General features: G+C 36.0%; 19 protein-coding genes and 1 other RNA gene. 8 read left to right on the forward strand and 12 right to left on the reverse strand.

Annotation, left to right across the window (positions count from 1 at the left end; all coding sequences use genetic code 11):
- Nucleotides 1-94: 94 nt before the first annotated feature.
- Nucleotides 95-862, reverse strand: coding sequence for a hypothetical protein (locus ACO5GE_RS01010; protein WP_484829061.1), 768 nt, complete (start codon nt 860-862; stop codon nt 95-97).
- A gap of 394 nt (nt 863-1,256) precedes the next feature.
- On the opposite strand from ACO5GE_RS01010, the gene ACO5GE_RS01015 reads away from it, so the two are divergent.
- From ACO5GE_RS01015 to ACO5GE_RS01035, 5 genes are all read left to right on the forward strand, one after another.
- Nucleotides 1,257-2,699 carry an alanine/glycine:cation symporter family protein gene (locus ACO5GE_RS01015; protein ID WP_484829062.1) on the forward strand — a complete coding sequence of 481 codons (1,443 nt, stop codon included), beginning with the start codon at nt 1,257-1,259 and terminating at the stop codon, nt 2,697-2,699.
- A gap of 311 nt (nt 2,700-3,010) precedes the next feature.
- Nucleotides 3,011-3,226 (forward strand): hypothetical protein, encoded by a 216-nt coding sequence (locus ACO5GE_RS01020; protein ID WP_484829063.1) that lies wholly within the window; start codon nt 3,011-3,013, stop codon nt 3,224-3,226.
- A 7-nt stretch (nt 3,227-3,233) separates the two neighbouring features.
- Nucleotides 3,234-3,449 carry a hypothetical protein gene (locus ACO5GE_RS01025; RefSeq protein ID WP_484829064.1) on the forward strand — a complete coding sequence of 72 codons (216 nt, stop codon included), beginning with the start codon at nt 3,234-3,236 and terminating at the stop codon, nt 3,447-3,449.
- Between the two features lie 7 nt (nt 3,450-3,456).
- Nucleotides 3,457-3,672 (forward strand): hypothetical protein, encoded by a 216-nt coding sequence (locus ACO5GE_RS01030; protein WP_484829064.1) that lies wholly within the window; start codon nt 3,457-3,459, stop codon nt 3,670-3,672.
- A gap of 110 nt (nt 3,673-3,782) precedes the next feature.
- Nucleotides 3,783-4,373, forward strand: coding sequence for an ECF transporter S component (locus ACO5GE_RS01035; RefSeq protein WP_484829065.1), 591 nt, complete (start codon nt 3,783-3,785; stop codon nt 4,371-4,373).
- A gap of 573 nt (nt 4,374-4,946) precedes the next feature.
- On the opposite strand, the gene ACO5GE_RS01040 is transcribed toward ACO5GE_RS01035, so the two are convergent.
- From ACO5GE_RS01040 to rpmH, 9 genes are all read right to left on the reverse strand, one after another.
- Nucleotides 4,947-6,302, reverse strand: a complete 1,356-nt coding sequence (locus ACO5GE_RS01040; protein ID WP_484829066.1) for an MATE family efflux transporter — start codon at nt 6,300-6,302, stop codon at nt 4,947-4,949.
- A 284-nt stretch (nt 6,303-6,586) separates the two neighbouring features.
- On the reverse strand, nt 6,587-7,477 hold the full coding sequence (locus ACO5GE_RS01045) for a DegV family protein (protein ID WP_484829067.1): 891 nt from the start codon (nt 7,475-7,477) through the stop codon (nt 6,587-6,589).
- A 27-nt stretch (nt 7,478-7,504) separates the two neighbouring features.
- Nucleotides 7,505-8,878, reverse strand: a complete 1,374-nt coding sequence (gene mnmE, locus ACO5GE_RS01050) for a tRNA uridine-5-carboxymethylaminomethyl(34) synthesis GTPase MnmE (RefSeq protein ID WP_484829068.1) — start codon at nt 8,876-8,878, stop codon at nt 7,505-7,507.
- Entirely contained in the window at nt 8,865-9,353 is a 489-nt protein-coding gene (locus ACO5GE_RS01055; protein ID WP_484829069.1) for a methylated-DNA--[protein]-cysteine S-methyltransferase, read from the reverse strand. The genes mnmE and ACO5GE_RS01055 overlap by 14 nt, the downstream gene beginning before the upstream one ends.
- A gap of 223 nt (nt 9,354-9,576) precedes the next feature.
- Entirely contained in the window at nt 9,577-10,245 is a 669-nt protein-coding gene (gene jag, locus ACO5GE_RS01060; protein ID WP_484829070.1) for an RNA-binding cell elongation regulator Jag/EloR, read from the reverse strand.
- A gap of 2 nt (nt 10,246-10,247) precedes the next feature.
- A complete protein-coding gene (locus tag ACO5GE_RS01065; protein ID WP_484829071.1) occupies nt 10,248-11,003 on the reverse strand; it encodes a YidC/Oxa1 family membrane protein insertase in 756 nt (251 codons plus the stop codon).
- A gap of 12 nt (nt 11,004-11,015) precedes the next feature.
- Nucleotides 11,016-11,252, reverse strand: a complete 237-nt coding sequence (yidD, locus tag ACO5GE_RS01070) for a membrane protein insertion efficiency factor YidD (protein ID WP_484829072.1) — start codon at nt 11,250-11,252, stop codon at nt 11,016-11,018.
- On the reverse strand, nt 11,252-11,578 hold the full coding sequence (gene rnpA / locus ACO5GE_RS01075) for a ribonuclease P protein component (protein ID WP_484829073.1): 327 nt from the start codon (nt 11,576-11,578) through the stop codon (nt 11,252-11,254). Before rnpA ends, yidD begins: the two co-directional genes overlap by 1 nt.
- Nucleotides 11,579-11,638: 60 nt before the next feature.
- On the reverse strand, nt 11,639-11,773 hold the full coding sequence (gene rpmH, locus ACO5GE_RS01080) for a 50S ribosomal protein L34 (protein WP_484829074.1): 135 nt from the start codon (nt 11,771-11,773) through the stop codon (nt 11,639-11,641).
- 273 nt (nt 11,774-12,046) lie between these two features.
- Here rpmH and ACO5GE_RS01085 point away from each other — a divergent pair, with 273 nt between their 5' ends.
- The gene (locus ACO5GE_RS01085) at nt 12,047-12,556 is read left to right on the forward strand and encodes a DMP19 family protein (RefSeq protein ID WP_484829075.1); all 510 of its coding nucleotides are present in this window, start codon (nt 12,047-12,049) and stop codon (nt 12,554-12,556) included.
- A gap of 105 nt (nt 12,557-12,661) precedes the next feature.
- Nucleotides 12,662-14,401, forward strand: a complete 1,740-nt coding sequence (locus ACO5GE_RS01090) for a DUF4026 domain-containing protein (RefSeq protein ID WP_484829076.1) — start codon at nt 12,662-12,664, stop codon at nt 14,399-14,401.
- Between the two features lie 437 nt (nt 14,402-14,838).
- Here ACO5GE_RS01090 and ssrA read toward each other — a convergent pair.
- Together ssrA and ACO5GE_RS01100 are read right to left on the reverse strand one after the other, a co-directional pair.
- Nucleotides 14,839-15,192: a transfer-messenger RNA gene (gene ssrA, locus ACO5GE_RS01095) on the reverse strand.
- 114 nt (nt 15,193-15,306) lie between these two features.
- Nucleotides 15,307-15,966: a helix-hairpin-helix domain-containing protein gene (locus ACO5GE_RS01100; RefSeq protein ID WP_484829077.1), complete on the reverse strand. Its 660-nt coding sequence runs from the start codon at nt 15,964-15,966 to the stop codon at nt 15,307-15,309.
- Between the two features lie 466 nt (nt 15,967-16,432).
- Here ACO5GE_RS01100 and ACO5GE_RS01105 point away from each other — a divergent pair, with 466 nt between their 5' ends.
- Complete coding sequence (locus ACO5GE_RS01105; RefSeq protein ID WP_484829078.1) at nt 16,433-17,176, forward strand: peptidylprolyl isomerase; 744 nt, start codon at nt 16,433-16,435, stop codon at nt 17,174-17,176.
- Nucleotides 17,177-18,072 lie beyond the last annotated feature (896 nt).

Consider the following 18,072-nt stretch of genomic DNA (forward strand, 5'->3'; position numbering starts at 1 on the left):
ATACTATTGTTCACAAGTAAAGTCTTGATAAATTTTAAAAAGATACATACTTGTCCGTATTACTTGTACTTGAATATTCGCTTGCAACTTAATGTTAAGGAACATCGACAGGAAAGACTTTTAACACCTTATTTCCTTTTATATAGATAGTATAGTAGCCATCAAATCTATTTTCTTGCACACCTTTACGGAATTCGCTCTCATCCACTTTTTTTAGGAAGTCAGACTCATCATAAAGAATATATAGTTTGGTGTCCTTATCAACGGTAAGAGGAATTTGTTCTTCTTTCTCATTATAGACATAGTATCCGTTTTCGAAGTTCATATCATTCACTCCGAGGGCTTGGAGTTCAGTGATTCTTTGTTCATCAGACTCATTTACCCATTCGGCTTCATCGTAATAATAGTTTCCGTCATGGTAGCTGAGAATCACAAATTTTTCTTCTAATTGAGGAGGTTGTATCTCACGATATTCTAACGGAATCCAAACACCGCCCTTATCCATATCTTTTGTGATTTTAACCTCATCAATAGAATCATCACGATAATAAACTTTGGCAATTGCGTTGTTTTCGTCAATATCGTCAACCACTATGAACCCGTCTTCTTCTTCCGAATAGTCCCAAAATTTGTCTGTGGTAAAGGCATATAAACTATAGATTGCGGCTTTCTGATCAAATTTACCGAAATCATTAAATTCGACATAGAATTTTAGCGATTCGTCGTCCAAGACGACCGGTTTCCACTCAACTTCCTGTTGAGTTGTAGTATTTGTAGGAGTACATCCTACTATCACGGTTATCAAAAAAATACTGAAGAAACAAATTCTGATGTATTTTTTGAGGTTTGCATACTTTTTCATCATTCATCCTCCTCTCTTTTGGTCATAATATGAATATTATGTTTTCCAACTGTTATAAAATCGCTTATCTATTCTCATTATACTATGAAATGTGTTTAAATTGTATCAAAAAAACAGAATAAATCGAATGATGTGTTAAAAGAGAGGGATTATGATGAGAAAATTCAGATATTATTGAGGAATTTTTATAAAAAATAGATTGCTTACTTCATAGAATATTGTTATACTTAGAACAGGAATTAATATCTTAATAAGCCATCGGCATTTTAGTCGGATAAGATTAAAATGTCAGGGGATATTCTTTATTACAAAGAATATCTCTATTTCTTACATACTGTGGGAAAATGGTCGCTTCTATTTTTGGTATTGAACTTATAAACATTAGGAGGGCATTATGGATTTTATTATTAAAACAATGATGGCATTTGCCGGATGGTTTTGGGGACCGCCAATTCTAATTTTAATCGGTGGTGGTGGTATTTGGTGTACATTGCAATTGAAAGCATTACAAATTACAAAATTCCCTTATGTTTGTTCTCAAACATTCGGTAAAATGTTTTCAAAACCGGATTCTAGCGATCCGAACGCTGTATCACCATTCTCAGCTGCAGTTGCAGCTCTTGCATCAAGTATCGGTGCATCTAACATTGTAGGAGTACCGGTTGCGATTGCATTCGGTGGACCTGGAGCTATCTTCTGGATGTGGATTCTTGCAATCTTAGGTTGTGCAACAAAATTCGTGGAAATTGTTTTAGGGGTTCATTATCGTGTAACAAACGACAAAGGAGAACACTCCGGAGGACCTTTCTATTACTGCTCTAAAGGGCTTGCAGAATTGGGCTTTGGAGGAATTGGTAAATTCTTCGGATATTGGTTCGCATTCATTCTTATGTTAGAATTGATTCCATCTATTGCAACACAAGGTGCATCCGTTGTTCAAAATGTGGTAACTCTTTTACCTCAAGCAGTACAAGAAAATGCAGATCAATTACAATATTTCAGATATGCAATTATTGGAATCGTAACTGTATTGGTTCTACTTGTAATTGCAGGTGGATTCAAACGTATTGCAAGCGTTACAGATAAAATGGTACCTTTCATGGCAGGTATCTATATCATTGCTGCATTTGGAATTTTGATTATCAATGCAGGACATATTCCTGGCGTTTTAAAAAGTATCTTTGTAGGAGCATTCAGCGGACATGCAGCAACAGGAGCTTTCGCAGGTGCTACTGTTAAATTAGCTCTTCGTTGGGGAGCTGCTCGTGGGGTATATTCTAATGAAGCAGGTATGGGTACTGCGCCTATCGCTCACTCTACTGCAACAGTAGATCACCCTGTAAGACAAGGTCTATGGGCTATCTTTGAAGTAGTTGTAGATACATTGATCGTATGTTCTGTAACAGCATTGACTGTATTGGTATCCGGAACTTGGAAGTATGTTGATTCCAGCAACGCTGCAGGATTGCCATCTATGGCGTTTAGAGCAGTGTACGGTCCTGCCGGAGACGTACTTGTAACAGTATGTGTTACTTTATTCGTATTATCAACTATCATCGTAATTGCATTCTATGGAGAAAAACAAGCAGAATTCTTATTCGGCTCTAAATTCTCTAGATACTGGAAATATATCTATGTAGTAGCAATCTTGGGTGGACTTTATCCACACTTGGGAGTATTGTTCGATATCACTGACGTATTCTTGGCTTTGATTATCATCCCTAACATGATTGCAGTAATTGCATTGGCACCAAAAGTAAGAAGACTTACAAAAGAATACTTCAACACACCTGGTAAATATTATTTAGCAGATGTTGCAGCAAAAAAACAAAAATAACAAAAATTAACCAAATAAAATAGAAGCGAGAAAAGTGGAAAGAATATCTTTCCACTTTTTCTTTTTACATCTTTTATGAAAACCAAGACATGGATGGAGTACAGATGGATAATGGAAAAAATCAACGATGGTATTGAGAGAAAAAATAGAATAAGTTAGTTGGAGGCACAGTACATAGGATGATAAGATATGACAACAGAAGTGTTGTGTAGACAGTGGATGAGTGATGATAGACGTGTTCTCTGATTCAGTCATATCAGCAATCTTTTCTCTTTATTGAGAAGCGTTTGGAAATGAGGATAATAGGATATATGGCAGAACAAAGATTGATACGAAGGAAAATGGTTGTTGAAAGTATCGTTGCTGAAGTTGATTTGTATGACAGTTGGCAGGACGGATTTTTGACAATATTGTACAAAACAAGAAGTCTGTTCTATTATAATGTAAAGCTACATCAGCTCCCTATTTTGAATCAGATAGAGAGAGTGAACTTCTTGTCATATTTTTGCATACAAGTAGAGTTTTAAGACAGAAATGATTGATTTTTCATTGATACGAAGGAAAATGGTTGTTGAAAGTATCGTTGCTGAAGTTGATTTGTATGACAGTTGGCAGGACGGATTTTTGACAATATTGTACAAAACAAGAAGTCTGTTCTATTATAATGTAAAGCTACATCAGCTCCCTATTTTGAATCAGATAGAGAGAGTGAACTTCTTGTCATATTTTTGCATACAAGTAGAGTTTTAAGACAGAAATGATTGATTTTTCATTGATACGAAGGAAAATGGTTGTTGAAAGTATCGTTGCTGAAGTTGATTTGTATGACAGTTGGCAGGACGGATTTTTGACAATATTGTACAAAACAAGAAGTCTGTTCTATTATAATGTAAAGCTACATCAGCTCCCTATTTTGAATCAGATAGAGAGAGTGAACTTCTTGTCATATTTTTGCATACAAGTAGAGTTTTAAGACAGAAATGATTGATTTTTCAATGTGACGAGCGTATAATACTTTTCGGTAATAAAAAACTGAATAGTCCGGTATCTTGATAAAGAACTGGAACGAAAGGAGAAAAGAAAATGCAAGAAGTATCAAAAAAAGGAATGTCCACTCGCCAACTGACGGTAGTCGGAATGCTTGGGGCAATTTCTGCAGTGTTGGGCTTTACGCCATTGGGTTTTATTACGATAGGTGCTATTTCGGTTACGACAATGCATATTCCTGTTATTGTCGGAGCGATTTTGGAAGGGCCTATGATTGGTATGATGGTAGGATTGTTATTCGGAATCGTATCTATGGTAAGAGCGTTTCTGATTCCGTTACCTACATCTTTTATTTTTTGGAATCCGTTGATTTCGATTTTGCCAAGAATCTTAATTGGTTTTGTTACCTACTTTGTATACCATACCATTTCAATTCGTATGAAAAATGATTCTGTTGCAATGTCTGTTGCAGCATTTGTCGGAACATTGACAAATACAGTCGGTGTATTGGGTTTGGGATATTTGTTGTATAGTGGGAAATTGGCTGAAAAGCTCGATATATCAACATCAGCAGTAGCTACTTTGTTTACCGGAGTTGCAATTCAGAATGGAATCCCTGAGGCGATTCTATCAGTAGTGATTACTGTTGGAATCTGTAAAGCAGTGTTGAAAGCAAAAAGAATTTAGAAAAAGAATATCAAGTAGATAGAAATGAGATTTAGATAACAATAAAATTCGAACAGAGATACAATTTGAATAGATGTAGCGTTTGTTTTGAATAGAGTTTGAATAACAATGACGTTTTATAAAAGCCACTGAAAAAACTAGTGGCTTTCTGTATTCTTCTGTAAAATTTTTGCAAGGTTTGAAAGTTGTATTGAAGTTACGATAGTATTGATTTTTCAATAGTAAAAAGAGGTTTAAAGTTAGAATTATAATTATAATTGTTATCCAATCTTAAAAGAGGTATGAAGATAGAATAGCAATCATGACTCAATATTAAAAGAAAGAGTGTTTGATTTAGTAAGGTGGCAATATATCTAGTAGAATCGGTTTGTGTTTTTCCATCAAAAATCAATTCAGTCTGAACAACGAGGATGATATTTTGTGGTATCTCCTTTGTCAAACAAGACTTTTCTAAAACATTTTTTTATGTTTCTCATTTTATGAAGTGAAATTCCAAAAGTCAAAAAAATAACATTAGGAGAATCCTAATGTTATTTTTCATTTCAATGCAGATACGATTGTATAATGATTAGATTAAGAATGCTGTTCTTCACTTAGGGAAGACAGTTTTTGTTTTCTTAAGATGGATAGAATCAGCAGGATGGATACTATTAGAGTTACCAGTTCTGAGAAGAACGAAGATAACCATAGTAAGGTATCTTTTTGTAAGTATGTCGCTACGGAAAGTGCCATCCAAATAAAGAGGAATCCTCTTGAAATTGCGATGATAAGAGAGTGTTTTGCATACCCGATTGATGCAAAATAACCGGAAATCAATAAATTGAATCCAATCAATAGGAATGACGGTGCGAAGTAGAACAGAGCTTTTTGTGTATAGGCGAACAGTTCTGCATGTTCTGTACGAATGAAGATACCGGTCAGTTGTTGATGGAATAATAGGCTGATGACATAGAAGGTCAGAGACAATCCTAATATTCCTATGAAAGAAAATTTTAGAAATTTATGGTAGGAATCCGGATCTTTTTTTCCATAATAAAAACTTACCAGAGGTTGCATACCTTGCGTCAGACCAATCATGGACATACTGACAAATAGATTGAGATAGGAGAGTACAGTGTAGGAAATCAATCCTGTTTCTCCGATTACTTTTATAATATGGTTGTTGTATAAGAAAATGATGACACCGGTAGAAATTTCGGAGATAAAACTTCCAAATCCGATGAATAGAATTTTGCCGTAAATTTTGAAATTCCATTCAAATTTTTGAAATTTTAACACAGAACGTTTTGATAAAAAGTGTGTCATAAATAATGCAGTTGAGAATACCTGAGCGATACCGGTTGCCCATGCTGCTCCTGAGATACCCCAGTGAAAGACTCCGACAAAAAGATAGTCTAATAGAATGTTGGTAAATGCGCTCAGCAAAACACCGATGGTTGCCAGTGCAGGAAATCCATCCGTTTTAACGAGTACTTCCAAATTGTAAGAAATAATGAAGAAACTGTTGAATAACAGGATGATCTTTAGATAGGTGGTAACATCATCAATAATAGATGGGGTTGCACCTAAAAAATTTGCCAATTGTGTAATATTTAATCGACATAATACATATAAAAAGATAGAGAACAGCAATTCCACTACAGTAGTGAATGTAAAGAGTGTATTTGCTTTTTTATGATTGTTTTCTCCAAGTGAAATTCCAACTAAGGTCGCTGTTCCGGTAGAAAATAAAATTGCAATCGAAAAAATTCCGTTGATGAATGGGAGAACAACATTGATAGCAGAAAGTGTTTGTTCTCCGACAAATTTTGCAACGAAAAAGCCGTCTACTATGGTGTAGATTGAAAAAACCCACATGGATGCAATAGACGGAATGACATATCGTAAAAACAATTTTTTTTGTGCGTTGATAGTAAAACCTCCATTCAAATTGCTTTATGTAAAAATAATCTTGTATGAGAGTATCTGACTCTCTTGAAAAAACGTTTCATAGGATACTCCTACTATATTGTTCATCATAGCACAGAATAAAAAATATAGCAATTTTCCGGCAGCAGTCATCTTTTTGTGTGATTGATACAAGGGATTTGTTAGAGAGAAAAGCAAAACATGGGATAAAAAGAACTGTTAGATGAAAGAATATCGTTTTTATAAAAATAGCAATCCCAATTATTTTAAGTTGAATAACTGAAATTGCTATTTGATTCTATCTATTATCTGTTTGTTCCGTAGAATGCCATACATAAGGCGCCCGGTCCGGTGTGGGATGCAATCACAGGTCCCATTTGAGAGAGCAAGATATTAGGTTGGTGTTGTTTTACCGGTTCTTGTTCTTTCACAAGTTGTTTTAGTTTCAAAGCGTCTTCTTCTGCATTTGCATGGAAGATGATGATTTCGCTATGTTCTTCAGGAAGCCATTTTTTATTGAGGTTATCGATGGCATTTTTATATTTGGCTTTGTTTCCCCTGCATTTTTCTTTCAAGTCCAGTGTACCGTTCTCAGTTATATAGAGAATAGGTTTGACATGCAGAAGATTGCCGACGGAAGCAAGCACAGGATTGATTCGACCTCCTTTTGCCAACTGTGTCAGATTGTCGATACTAACCCAATGGATGAGGTGTTTGGATCCTTTTTCTTCTACCCATCGTTTGGTTTCTTCCAAGGTTGCTCCGTTTTTTCGCATTTGACAGGCAAGATATACAACAAGTCCTTGTCCACAGGATGCGCTTAGAGTATCTACTGTATCCATTGTTACATTCGGAAATTCTGCACGAAGTTGGTTGATAGCAATAATGGATGCGTTGAATGTTCCACTCAATCCACCTGAAAAACCGATATACAAGAAATCTTTCCCCTCTTTTGCAAAAGGAAGGAAATACTCATAGAATTGATGTGGTGTGGTTTGACTGGTGTTTACAGAGCTGTTTTTCTTTAATTTGGCATAGAATTCATCTAGTGACATTTGTCGAAAATCGTAGTAATGCATATACTCGACACCGTCAATATGAAAACTCATCGGAATAACGGATATATTTAGTTCTTCAACTTGATTTGGCATAAGGTCAAAATTAGAATCTGTCAAAATTTCAAATGTTTCTCTCATAGAAAATCTCCTTATATAATATAGTATTTATTTTCCGATACAGAAATTTTTGAAGATAGTATCTAACAAATCTTCCGATACGGTTTCTCCTGTAATTTCTCCAAGATAGGTCCAACAATTTTTGAAGTCTGTTTCCAAAATATCGAGAGGAAGTGCCGATTCTATGGATTCGAGTGCATCTTCGCTGCTTTTAATGGCGTTAATCAATGAGTTTTTATGGCGCACATTGTTTAACATTCCATCGTTTGAAATAATGACCTGTCCTTGAAATACAAGTTCTTTAATCTGTTCTTTTAAGGTTTCGATTCCAATCTTTTGTGACATGGAGGTTTGAATCATCATCTCATTTCGGATAGAATTCTCCTCGTTTGGATTCCAAACAGAAGGCAAATCTGTCTTGTTGAGTAAAATGATTCTTTTTTTACCTTTACTTTGTTCCAAAATGATTGCGTCTTCTTCTGTGAGTGGACGACTTAAATCGAGTAGAACAAGGACTAAATCTGCCTGTTGCATGATTTCTTTGGAACGAGTGACTCCGATTTGCTCTACGATGTCGTCGGTATCTCGAATACCGGCAGTATCGATGATTCGAAGAGGAACCCCATCAATGGTAATCATTTCTTCGATAACATCACGCGTAGTTCCTTCGATATCAGTGACAATGGCACGTTGTTCCTGTAATATTTCATTCAAAAGGGATGATTTGCCGACATTAGGTTTTCCGATAATAGCAGTTTTCAGTCCTTCTTTGAGCAATCGTCCTGTTTCAAATGTTTGAAGTAGTTGTTTCATTTCTGATTGGCAAACAAGCATACTTTCTTTTAATTCTTCGTAGGTGACTTCCGGCGTATCTTCTTCCGGAAAATCGACAGCAACGGTGATTTTTGCAACATCTTCGGTCACTTTGTTTCGAATCGTTTTTATTTTGTTGGAAATGCTGCCCTGTAATTGATTTTGGGCAACAAGAAAACTCTTTGCCGTCTGCGCAGAAATAATGTCTTTGATTGCTTCTGCCTGTGACAAGTCGATTCGACCGTTTAAGAAGGCTCTTTTGGTGAACTCACCGTGTTCTGCCATTCTTGCACCGTTTTCCAATACCCATTCCAATATCATTTTAGTTGCAATCATTCCACCATGGCATTGAATTTCGACAATGTCTTCTTTTGTATAAGTGTGAGGTGCAGGCATATAGACGGTAAGAACCTCATCGACAATGATGTCGTCTTTTACAATATGTCCATAACATAATGTACGTGGATAATCCTCCATCTGTTTTTCTGAGATGGAGCGAAAGACTTTTTTTGCAATTTCCAAGGAGTGTGTACCGCTGATTCGGATAATTCCGATTCCACCTTCACCGGTTGCAGTAGCAATTGCTGCAATTGTATCATCTATAAACATAGTTATTTCCTTCCAAATGTAATAATTGTATTTTTTTATCCAATCCTCCGGCATAGCCTACGAGAGTTCCTTTACTTCCTATCACTCTGTGACACGGAATCAGGATGTTGATGGGATTTTTGTTGTTTGCCATACCAACTGCACGAGATGCCTGTTTGTTTCCGATAGCAACGGCAATCTCTTGGTATGTTTTGGTGCTTCCGTATGGAATCTGACAGAGTTGATTCCATACAGTTTCCTGAAACGGAGTACCTTTTGCACAAAAGGGAACCGTAAAGTTGGTTCTTTCTTTGCTGACATATTGGAGTAGTTGCAAATGCAATTGTTTTAAAAGAGCGGTTTCTCTTTGTTCCGGAATTTCAGAGGAAAAGAAAGATGAGACATCTCTCCATGAAAGATGTGTAATACAGTCTTTTGTTGCAACTGCTGTAACTGTGCCGATAATGTCCAATGTATAAGTCTGATAATAGTTCATAGGTTTTCCTTTTTATCATTTCTAATAATGTATTTCAAAAAAGAGTTAGTTTCATCTTACCATATAATGGTCTTTTTGCAAGATAAGAATGATGATTTGACAGAGAGTTATCTTTTGAAAATGGAGTGTATGGATAAAAAATCTTATAAGATTTTTTATCCATCTGAATTAAAAAAAGGTTATTGCCCTTAGTGACGGACAATAACCTTAGATGTTGTTGTTTTTATTCTTCCGAATCTTCGGCAATTTGTGGAACTCTTTTTTCTTTTTTCAATGCGATAACAACTCTACGATAAGGATCTTTGCCTTCACTGTAAGTTGTTACGTAAGGGTCGTTTTGCAATACAGAATGTGCGATTCTTCTGTCATAAGGATTCATTGGATCCAATTTTACACTTCGTTTATATTTTGCCACTTGTCGAGCCATTTTCTTTACATAGGTTGTAAGAGATTCTTCTCTCTTTTCACGATAACCTTCGACATTTATCATGATTTTTTGGTATTCTTCCAATTGTTTGTTCACTACCAAAGTAGTCAACATTTGTAATGCATCTAAGGTGTCTCCACGACGACCGATGAACAAGGATGCATCTTCTCCTTCTACATCAACACGCAAAATATCTTCTTCGTCTTTTTCACAAGTAAAAGAACAATCGGCATTGGCAACTTCAAACAGTCCGTTCAAAAATTCTGTTGCAAATTCTTGTGCACGAGTATCTTCAAGCTCAGTCACACGAATATGACATTCTTTTTTTCCGATAAATCCTAAAAAACCTTTTGTTGCCTCTTCAATCACTTCAACTTCAAGGCGTTCCATTGGAACATTTAATTCAGCCATTGCTTTTGCAATTGCTTCTTCTTTTGTTTTTGCAAGCACTTCAATTGTTCTCATCCTTATTTTCTCCTTTCGATAGCTTGAGTATCCTTTTCTTTTGACATGGTAATACGCTCTACAACTTTACGTTGTGCGATAGAAAACAGAGTTGATACGGCCCAGTAGATAGAAAGACCTGCAGGGAAAGAACGTCCCCACCAAAAAATCATCAATGGCATCATATACAACATAGTTCTTTGCATACTTTCGCCCGGATTTTCCTGTTGATTTTGTTTTCCGTCTTTTTCTTTTTTCTTGTCATTCTTCAACATAGTCATCTTAGTATCAATGAATGTTGCTGCAGCAGCAACAATAGGAAAGATGAAAGGAACCGCAAAACCACCGATGGTAATAATGTCGGGGCTGCTTAAGTTTTTAAGCCATAAGAAACTGGTGTCGGCAACTTGAAATAGAGCTTCAGAGCCGAATACATATTCTACAGGATTACGCAATGCACGGAATAAAGCAAATAAAATAGGCATTTGCACAAGCAACGGTAAGCAACCCATCATCGGATTGACACCATGTTCTTTGTAAAGTTGGGTTGTTAGTTCTGCCTGTTTTTGTTTATCTTTCGGATATTTCTTCTGAATATCTTGAATCAACGGTTGGATTTTGTTCATTTCCATCATCGATTTATTTTGGGATAGGGTAAGTGGTAACATTGCCAGTTTCACGATAATCGTAAAGAATATAATGGCAAGTCCATAGTTTTGAGTTGCGGTATAAGTCATTTTTAAAAGCATACCGAGTACTTTTGCAATTGGTGTTGTCAACTGATAATCCTCCTAAGATTTCCATTTTTCAGGCACGGGGTCATATCCACCCTCATGAAACGGATGGCATTTCAAAATTCTTCGAACGGAAAGATAAGTGCCCTTTATCACTCCGAATCGTTCAATGGCTTCTATGCTGTATTGAGAACAAGTCGGCGAAAACCGACAAGTAGGTTGTTTTAGAGGTGATAGAGCCAGTTGATAAAAACGAATTAATGTTATTATAATCTTTTTTAGTATTTTTGTCATCAAATCATCTCGGTTTTGTGAAATAAATGAGTTACAGATTTTTCAAGAGTTGCATAGTCCGCCTCTTTTGCACCGGGACGGACAATAAAAATCATATCATATCCTTGTTTCTTACAAGAGGAGGCTCTTAAGATTTCTTTCAATCTGCGACGTGCCTTATTGCGATAGACTGCTTTTCCAAACTTTTTGGAGATAGAAAATCCGATTCTGTTCTCGGATAATTTGTTTGGCATATAGTAGAATACAAGCTGTCTGTTCGCAAAGGATTTTCCTCTGTTGTATATGGTTCGAAAGTCTTCGTTCTTTTTTAAACTCGAAAAAATCATACGCTACCTCGTTTTTAACACTAATAAAAAAAGGCCACATCTCAACACGCGGCCTTTCTATTACGCAGATATTCTTTTTCTGCCTTTTGCTCTTCTTCTTCTTAATACATTTCTACCGGTTGCAGATTGCATTCTTTTTCTAAATCCATGGACTTTCTTTCTTTGTCTTTTTTTAGGTTGATAAGTTCTCTTCATTTTATCCACCACCTTCCTTTATTATGCAGAACATGATAAGTACAGACAATTTCTGCATTTTTACATTATGGTATTATTATACGGATATCCTCAAAAGATGTCAAGAACTTATTGTTTATATTTTAAATTTTTGTCTGATGAATACCGTTATATTCTATACATATTTATTTTTGTAGCATATAATAGTAAAATATTCAATAAGAAATCAGAGAAGTGTTTGGTATAGGAAGAATAATATCAGATTACAAAAGTGATAAGGAGGCGAAATTGTCGGTGGAACAAGTTTACAAAAAATTTACCGTTGATGAGTTAAAAAACATAGAAGATACTTGGGATATGACACAGCCGATGTATTGGACTGTCAATATCTACGGTACTTATGAAGAGTATTTGAAGTCAGCGGAGATTTTCACATTGGAGCAGAGATATCTGTTGGCAACGACATGGTATTTTTTGGAAGTGAACAACGGAGGACATTGGCAGTTTCTTGAAAATTCCACCGGTATCGTATGGGAAGACGCATTGAACGGCTTTCAGTTGTTCGGGATGAATGAACTTGCACAAAATTTACAAAAAGTTGCAGATTGTTTCGGAGGAAGGATTCCTTATGACAGAGATATGCGTTGTGACAGGATGCAAGAATGGATGCAGGATGAAACAATAGAGCAATTATTGGAAGAGGCGGACAACCTTGTTTATGACTATGAGGGAATATATGAGGATGAGTATGTGAGAGCACATCCGGAAAAATTTGTGTTTGAGGGATGCTATGAAATGAGCTGATGAGTATTTTTTGAAATCGAAGAATTACTGTATGAAGGACAAAAGAAAGATATTTTTGAAAGGGAGATTCCTTTCATTAGATGATAGAGAAAGAGGGGGTATAGTATGACATTATTGGAACAATGCCAAAAATGGTTTAAGGAAGGGGAAGTTGACAAGATTGAGGAAGCGGTGATGAGCCTTTCAAAAGAAGAGAGAACACCTGAGCTTCTAAGTGAGTTGGGAAGAGTTTGGATCTATCGTTCTGCAGATAGCATGATTGAAGGTGAGTGTTGCAGTAGAGCAATTGAAATACTGAAACCGTTGGAACAGGATTTGTCAGACAATCATAGTTATCAGTACAGAATGGGAATGGCGTACGAAGGTCTTCAGCAATATCAACCTGCAAAAAAGCATTTTGAAAAGGCTTTGGAGCTTTTGCCGGAGGATGAAGATACGATAGCGATGATTCAACTTTGTGACAGAATGATGGGCGGTATCTCTTTGGAACCATGGGAAAGATTTTCGATTATGAGAGGTGTTTATCCAAAAGGGAAAGAAGATTTTTCTAAAGAGAACTTAAGAGAGAGATTGGATTCCTTGGAGGATGTCAAGTGCGTTGCATTTGAGTATTCAGAGGATGAGAACTCGGTTTTTTTCAAAGTTGTTTATCAAGACAATGAGTATGACTTCGATATGTTTATGGACGGATTTGATTCGGATATCATGTTTGAGTTACAAAGAAAATATTTTACAAAAGAGGATGAAAGGGAAATCTCCTCGTCAGATACGGCACTGGTTTTGTATACGGAGGTGCAAAAAAATCCGTTGGAAACCATTCATCTTCAGATAAAATTACTGTATGCTTTGGTTCCGGATATGCTTGCAATCTATGCGGAAAGTCAGGAGTGTATGATTAACAAAAGAGAGATTGCCATGGTTGCACAATCCAAAGCAGGACTTCGTCCGATGGATCTCTATCGTGTACAGGCGGTTAAAGGACCAAACGGAGATGTATGGCTTCATACTCACGGTCTGATGCCTCTTGGGATTACAGAACTTGAAATCTTAGGTGCTGACAAAGACAGTGTTGATTCCATGTTCAGTTTAATCAATTCCGTAGCATCTCAGATGATTGAAGATTGTTATAAGGACGATGGGGAGAAAGCTGTTAGTTTTTTTGTTGGAAATTGCTCAGACGAAGATCCGATTGAAGGTTGTTACAATGAGGATGAGGAGAAACCCGTTATCTTTTTTGTTGGAAATTGCTCGGACGGAGATCCGATTGTAGCAAGAATTGTACCTTGGATGTCAGGTATAAAAGAATATGAAGAAGATGGTGTACAGGGTTTGGAAGAGGATCGCCAAAGTTCTCACAACACCTATACAAGTCTGATTTTTCTATACAGAAATGAAGAAGACTTCCATAACGAAATCTTGACAAAGCCTGCTTCTTTTGCCGAAAAAATCGGAGAAAATCCCCTATTTATGTTTGGAACAAAGACAACGGAGATTATGGCAGCGATGGCAAGGGAGAGAGTATCCTATCCCCAAAGAGCATTACAACTTCAACAAAAATCTCAAGATGAGGACATTCGTGTTATTGCAAAAATTGCAGTTGATGTGATGACTGATGAAGGAGAAGAGGCTGTTGAACATGTATGGTTTACGATTGACAGAATCACAGAGAAAGAAATATCCGGAATCCTGTTGCAAGAACTGTTTGGTAATGGTGGTATTGTTCCGGGCGATAGAGGAACGTATCCTCTGTCTCAGTTGACAGACTGGAGTATCAGTTTCAAAGGGGTTTCTATTGATTCGAGAGTTGCTTACTTGCTTGATATTCTACAGAACGATGAACTGTAGGAGAGAAGGGGAGTACGACGGTAAGTAAAGAAGAAACGGACAGTCTGTTCGATAAGATACAGATAAGGAACTGTTGTTTGATGATGCAACAGTTCCTTTTTTTGTGAAATGTTATGATAGGATAAGAAGTCAGATAGACTCTTATCATCGGTATTGTTTTTCTATTTGAAATGAAATAGAGTGAGAGAACAAAGGTGTGGAATAATGTGTAGATAATATTTGTTGAAAGATGCTGAAGATATATTTTATGACAAGTAGAATGATACGATATTCCGTTATCTAAGAATTCTACTCTTAGAAAGAATATGTTTTTCGGGATTGATATACGAAAGTCGGATATTCCTTACATTTTAAGAGATAACGAATGAACAACAACATATTGTCAAAAAAGAACCTCTGTAATCATTACTGTTACAGAGGTTTTATAAAGCATTTATTGGTGGAGACGATGGGAGTCGAACCCATGTCCGAAACCAATTCAGCCTAAGCTTCTACGAGTGTAGTTATTTGTTTTCAATTTCGTGTCGCAATCGCCCAAATAACAAGCTAAAGTTTCACTACTTCCGAATTGTTCCGTACTGTGTCCGGATATCCACAATACAGTTCCCTGCATAGTTGATGTTCAGCTCTAGTCGGCAGGAGGACATAGAGGGAACATAGCCGCACTTAGGCAGCTAATAAATTATTTTCGTTTGCGTTTATATTTAGTTTCTCATAGATTAACGTGTTCTGAGAATTCGCACGACTCGCTACTCAAACCTTCAAAGCCCCGTCGAAACCATTACGCCCCCAAGGTTATAGTCAAAATATCTTTTTACAACATTCGAAAATAATTCAATCTCTTTTTTAAGGTGCATTGATGATACCATACTTGTATCAGTTTCTCAATAGCAAGGTGCAAAATATCATTGAACTGTAATATAATCTTTGATTCCTTCAAATTTTTTCTCTCCGATACCGGAAACGTTTTTGATAGATTCAATATCGGAAAAAGCACCGTTCTGTTCTCTAAAATCAATGATTCTTTGGGATAACGCATCACCAATTCCATTTAATGACTGCAATTCTTCCTTAGTTGCCGTATTGATATTGACAAGAGAGTTGTTTCTACCTCCGTTTGCAGTTGTTGTGCCTATATTGGATGAAGCTTGAACCGAGGAAGTTTCGCCTATTTTGGTAACGACATAGTGTTGTTCATCTTTGACAAATTCTGCTAAGTTGATACTACCGATATCGGCATCTTCCGTAAATCCTCCCACCAGTTCAATCGCATCTTTTAACCTTTGGTTGGAATTCAGCTCAACCACTCCCGGATTTTTGACTGCGCCTGTTACATAGATGACAACAGGAGTTGGATTGGTGGATGCAAGAGAAGCAGGTGTGTTTGTTTGTTGTTCCCCATCGGTGTCGGAATCCGATATGACAGATGAGTCCTGTTGTTCCATAGGAATCGGATAGGTTTTTGGAAAATAGTGTTGTGTTGTCTGTTGAAACAAGGCATAGATGAGGATGGGAACTGTTATGTACAATAAATATCTTTTATCCTTAGAAAATTTTGAAGTCAAGGGAACTCCTCCTTTTATCGAGAACTTATTTCTTAAATAAATATCGTGCTGAGATGGAGTAATTGCCAAACAGGATGTTGTCAGTATGTAGACGAAGTTATGTTTTGTAAAATGATAACAATCTATGTATTTGCTTGTTGATAAGAAACAACTAATCAACAAATAATATGTATAATTTCATTTTAGTATGTTTTGTTTTGAAATACAAGGAGTTTTTATCTCAAGAAGAAACAATATTTTCGCGATTTGATTTTTGATGAACTTTCAACATAAGTGAGTACGGAAATGCCGTTCATTGTAAGAGAGAGTATCTGTTCAAAATTCAAGTAGATTGTAGAGTTGCTCGGTTTTTATGCTATTCTGTTATGACGAAAGAATCGGTAAGAAAATCGCTTTTTCTTTTGATTCTGAGAAATTTGTGATAGAATAATCACAGTATCAATTTAAAATGTAGGAGGAATAGAAGATGTCTGAAGTATTAGCGAAAGTAAATGGCGTAGATATTACAAGAGAAGAGTTTGAAATTATGAAACGCTCCTTGGGAAAAGAAATCTTAAAGAAATTACAAGGAGATGATGCAGAAGATGCATTGTTGGATGAAATGATTAACCAAAAAATGATTTATTTCGATGCAAAGGACAAAAAACTGGATGAAACGGAAGAGTTCCAAAAACAATTGGAAATCTTGAAAGAAAACTTGTTGATTCAATTCGGTGTCAATAAAATCGTGGAAGTGGAACCGATTACAGACGAAGAAAAAAGAGCATTCTATGAAGAACATAAGGATGTTTTTGTAAGAAGTGGAGAAGTGGAAGCTTCTCACATCCTTGTAGATGATGAGGCGTTGGCAAGAGAAATTTATATCAAGATTGACAAGGGAGTGCCTTTTGAAGAATTGGCAGAGAAACATTCCACCTGTCCGTCAAAAACAAGCGGAGGAAGTTTAGGAAAATTCGGTCGTGGACAAATGGTTCCTGAATTTGAAAGTGTAGCATTTGCATTGGAAGAAAATGAGGTTTCCATACCGGTAAAAACACAGTTCGGATACCATGTCATCAGAGTGGATAAAAAATATCCTCAACAACAGATTGAATTTGACTTGATTGAACCGGAAATTGAAGCAACACTTCTTGAGAAAAAGCAACATGAGCAATATGTGAAAGCAATTGAAGAATTCCATCAAAAATATGAGGTTCAAAAATTAAAATAACACAAATAAAAAAGCGCTGAAGAAGGGTATCTTGTTCAGTGCTTTTTTGTTTCTATCTTATATTAGAAATAAAATATATAAGGCAATGCATAGCAGCAGAGCATATCCTAAGTAGGTAATGAATTTTTTGTTATTTTGATGATTGTATAGAATCCCTAAAATAGATGAGATAATTAAAAATACACTTGCTATTTTAGGCAGAAGTGCACTTTGCTTATAGAGGATGGAACAAACAAAGAGCATTGAACTGATGTTAAACACGCGATTGATAATTTTTTTGTTCAGCATGGTGCATTCTCCTTTCAAAATGAGCATTTGTTTGTTTTATGATTGCAGGATTTGAATCTTTGATAATAAGCTTCTTACTCTATCAGTTTCTTACTTTGAAATTTCCATAAGACAGTCAGTTTCATGTATGAGTTATCATTTTCGTTCTTGTTCCGAACAGTTAAGAACATAACGATACAAAAACGAGATAGAATGATTTTCTTATTTTTTGTCACACAAAGTATGCGATACACTTAAAAAAGTGATGTTAAGACTTTGGGAAAGCGTGACTGATTTATGAAACAGTCAAAAATAGAACTTGTAAAGCTTGGGTTCGTCTAACGTTTCATCCATTTCCGATATGAACTTCTCAACTTATGATAAGACCGAATCAGAGATATGTTTCATGATGGAACGGATGATAATAGGATTCTCTTTTTGTATGATTCTCATTATAGCACAGATAAAAATAGATAAGACAGTATTTTTCATGGAAAGAGAGGTTTGATTGGGATTTGAAAGAGGAAGGTATTGAAAAATATATTCCATGAAAAAAGTATCATAGTATGGTAGAATAAGTGCATATTATAAAAGGTAACGATACACATAGGGTGAGAATAGAATCGATT

The organism is Filifactor sp. (genome assembly GCF_057248345.1).

Excerpts from the sequence above, each read along its gene's own strand:
- ACO5GE_RS01010 (WP_484829061.1), bottom strand. The coding sequence starts at position 862 with ATGAAAAAGTATGCAAACCTCAAAAAATACATCAGAATTTGTTTCTTC.
- ACO5GE_RS01015 (WP_484829062.1), top strand. The coding sequence starts at position 1,257 with ATGGATTTTATTATTAAAACAATGATGGCATTTGCCGGATGGTTTTGG.
- ACO5GE_RS01020 (WP_484829063.1), top strand. The coding sequence starts at position 3,011 with ATGGCAGAACAAAGATTGATACGAAGGAAAATGGTTGTTGAAAGTATC.
- ACO5GE_RS01025 (WP_484829064.1), top strand. The coding sequence starts at position 3,234 with ATGATTGATTTTTCATTGATACGAAGGAAAATGGTTGTTGAAAGTATC.
- ACO5GE_RS01030 (WP_484829064.1), top strand. The coding sequence starts at position 3,457 with ATGATTGATTTTTCATTGATACGAAGGAAAATGGTTGTTGAAAGTATC.
- ACO5GE_RS01035 (WP_484829065.1), top strand. The coding sequence starts at position 3,783 with ATGCAAGAAGTATCAAAAAAAGGAATGTCCACTCGCCAACTGACGGTA.
- ACO5GE_RS01045 (WP_484829067.1), bottom strand. The coding sequence starts at position 7,477 with ATGAGAGAAACATTTGAAATTTTGACAGATTCTAATTTTGACCTTATG.
- mnmE (WP_484829068.1), bottom strand. The coding sequence starts at position 8,878 with ATGTTTATAGATGATACAATTGCAGCAATTGCTACTGCAACCGGTGAA.
- ACO5GE_RS01055 (WP_484829069.1), bottom strand. The coding sequence starts at position 9,353 with ATGAACTATTATCAGACTTATACATTGGACATTATCGGCACAGTTACA.
- jag (WP_484829070.1), bottom strand. The coding sequence starts at position 10,245 with ATGAGAACAATTGAAGTGCTTGCAAAAACAAAAGAAGAAGCAATTGCA.
- yidD (WP_484829072.1), bottom strand. The coding sequence starts at position 11,252 with ATGACAAAAATACTAAAAAAGATTATAATAACATTAATTCGTTTTTAT.
- rnpA (WP_484829073.1), bottom strand. The coding sequence starts at position 11,578 with ATGATTTTTTCGAGTTTAAAAAAGAACGAAGACTTTCGAACCATATAC.
- rpmH (WP_484829074.1), bottom strand. The coding sequence starts at position 11,773 with ATGAAGAGAACTTATCAACCTAAAAAAAGACAAAGAAAGAAAGTCCAT.
- ACO5GE_RS01090 (WP_484829076.1), top strand. The coding sequence starts at position 12,662 with ATGACATTATTGGAACAATGCCAAAAATGGTTTAAGGAAGGGGAAGTT.
- ACO5GE_RS01105 (WP_484829078.1), top strand. The coding sequence starts at position 16,433 with ATGTCTGAAGTATTAGCGAAAGTAAATGGCGTAGATATTACAAGAGAA.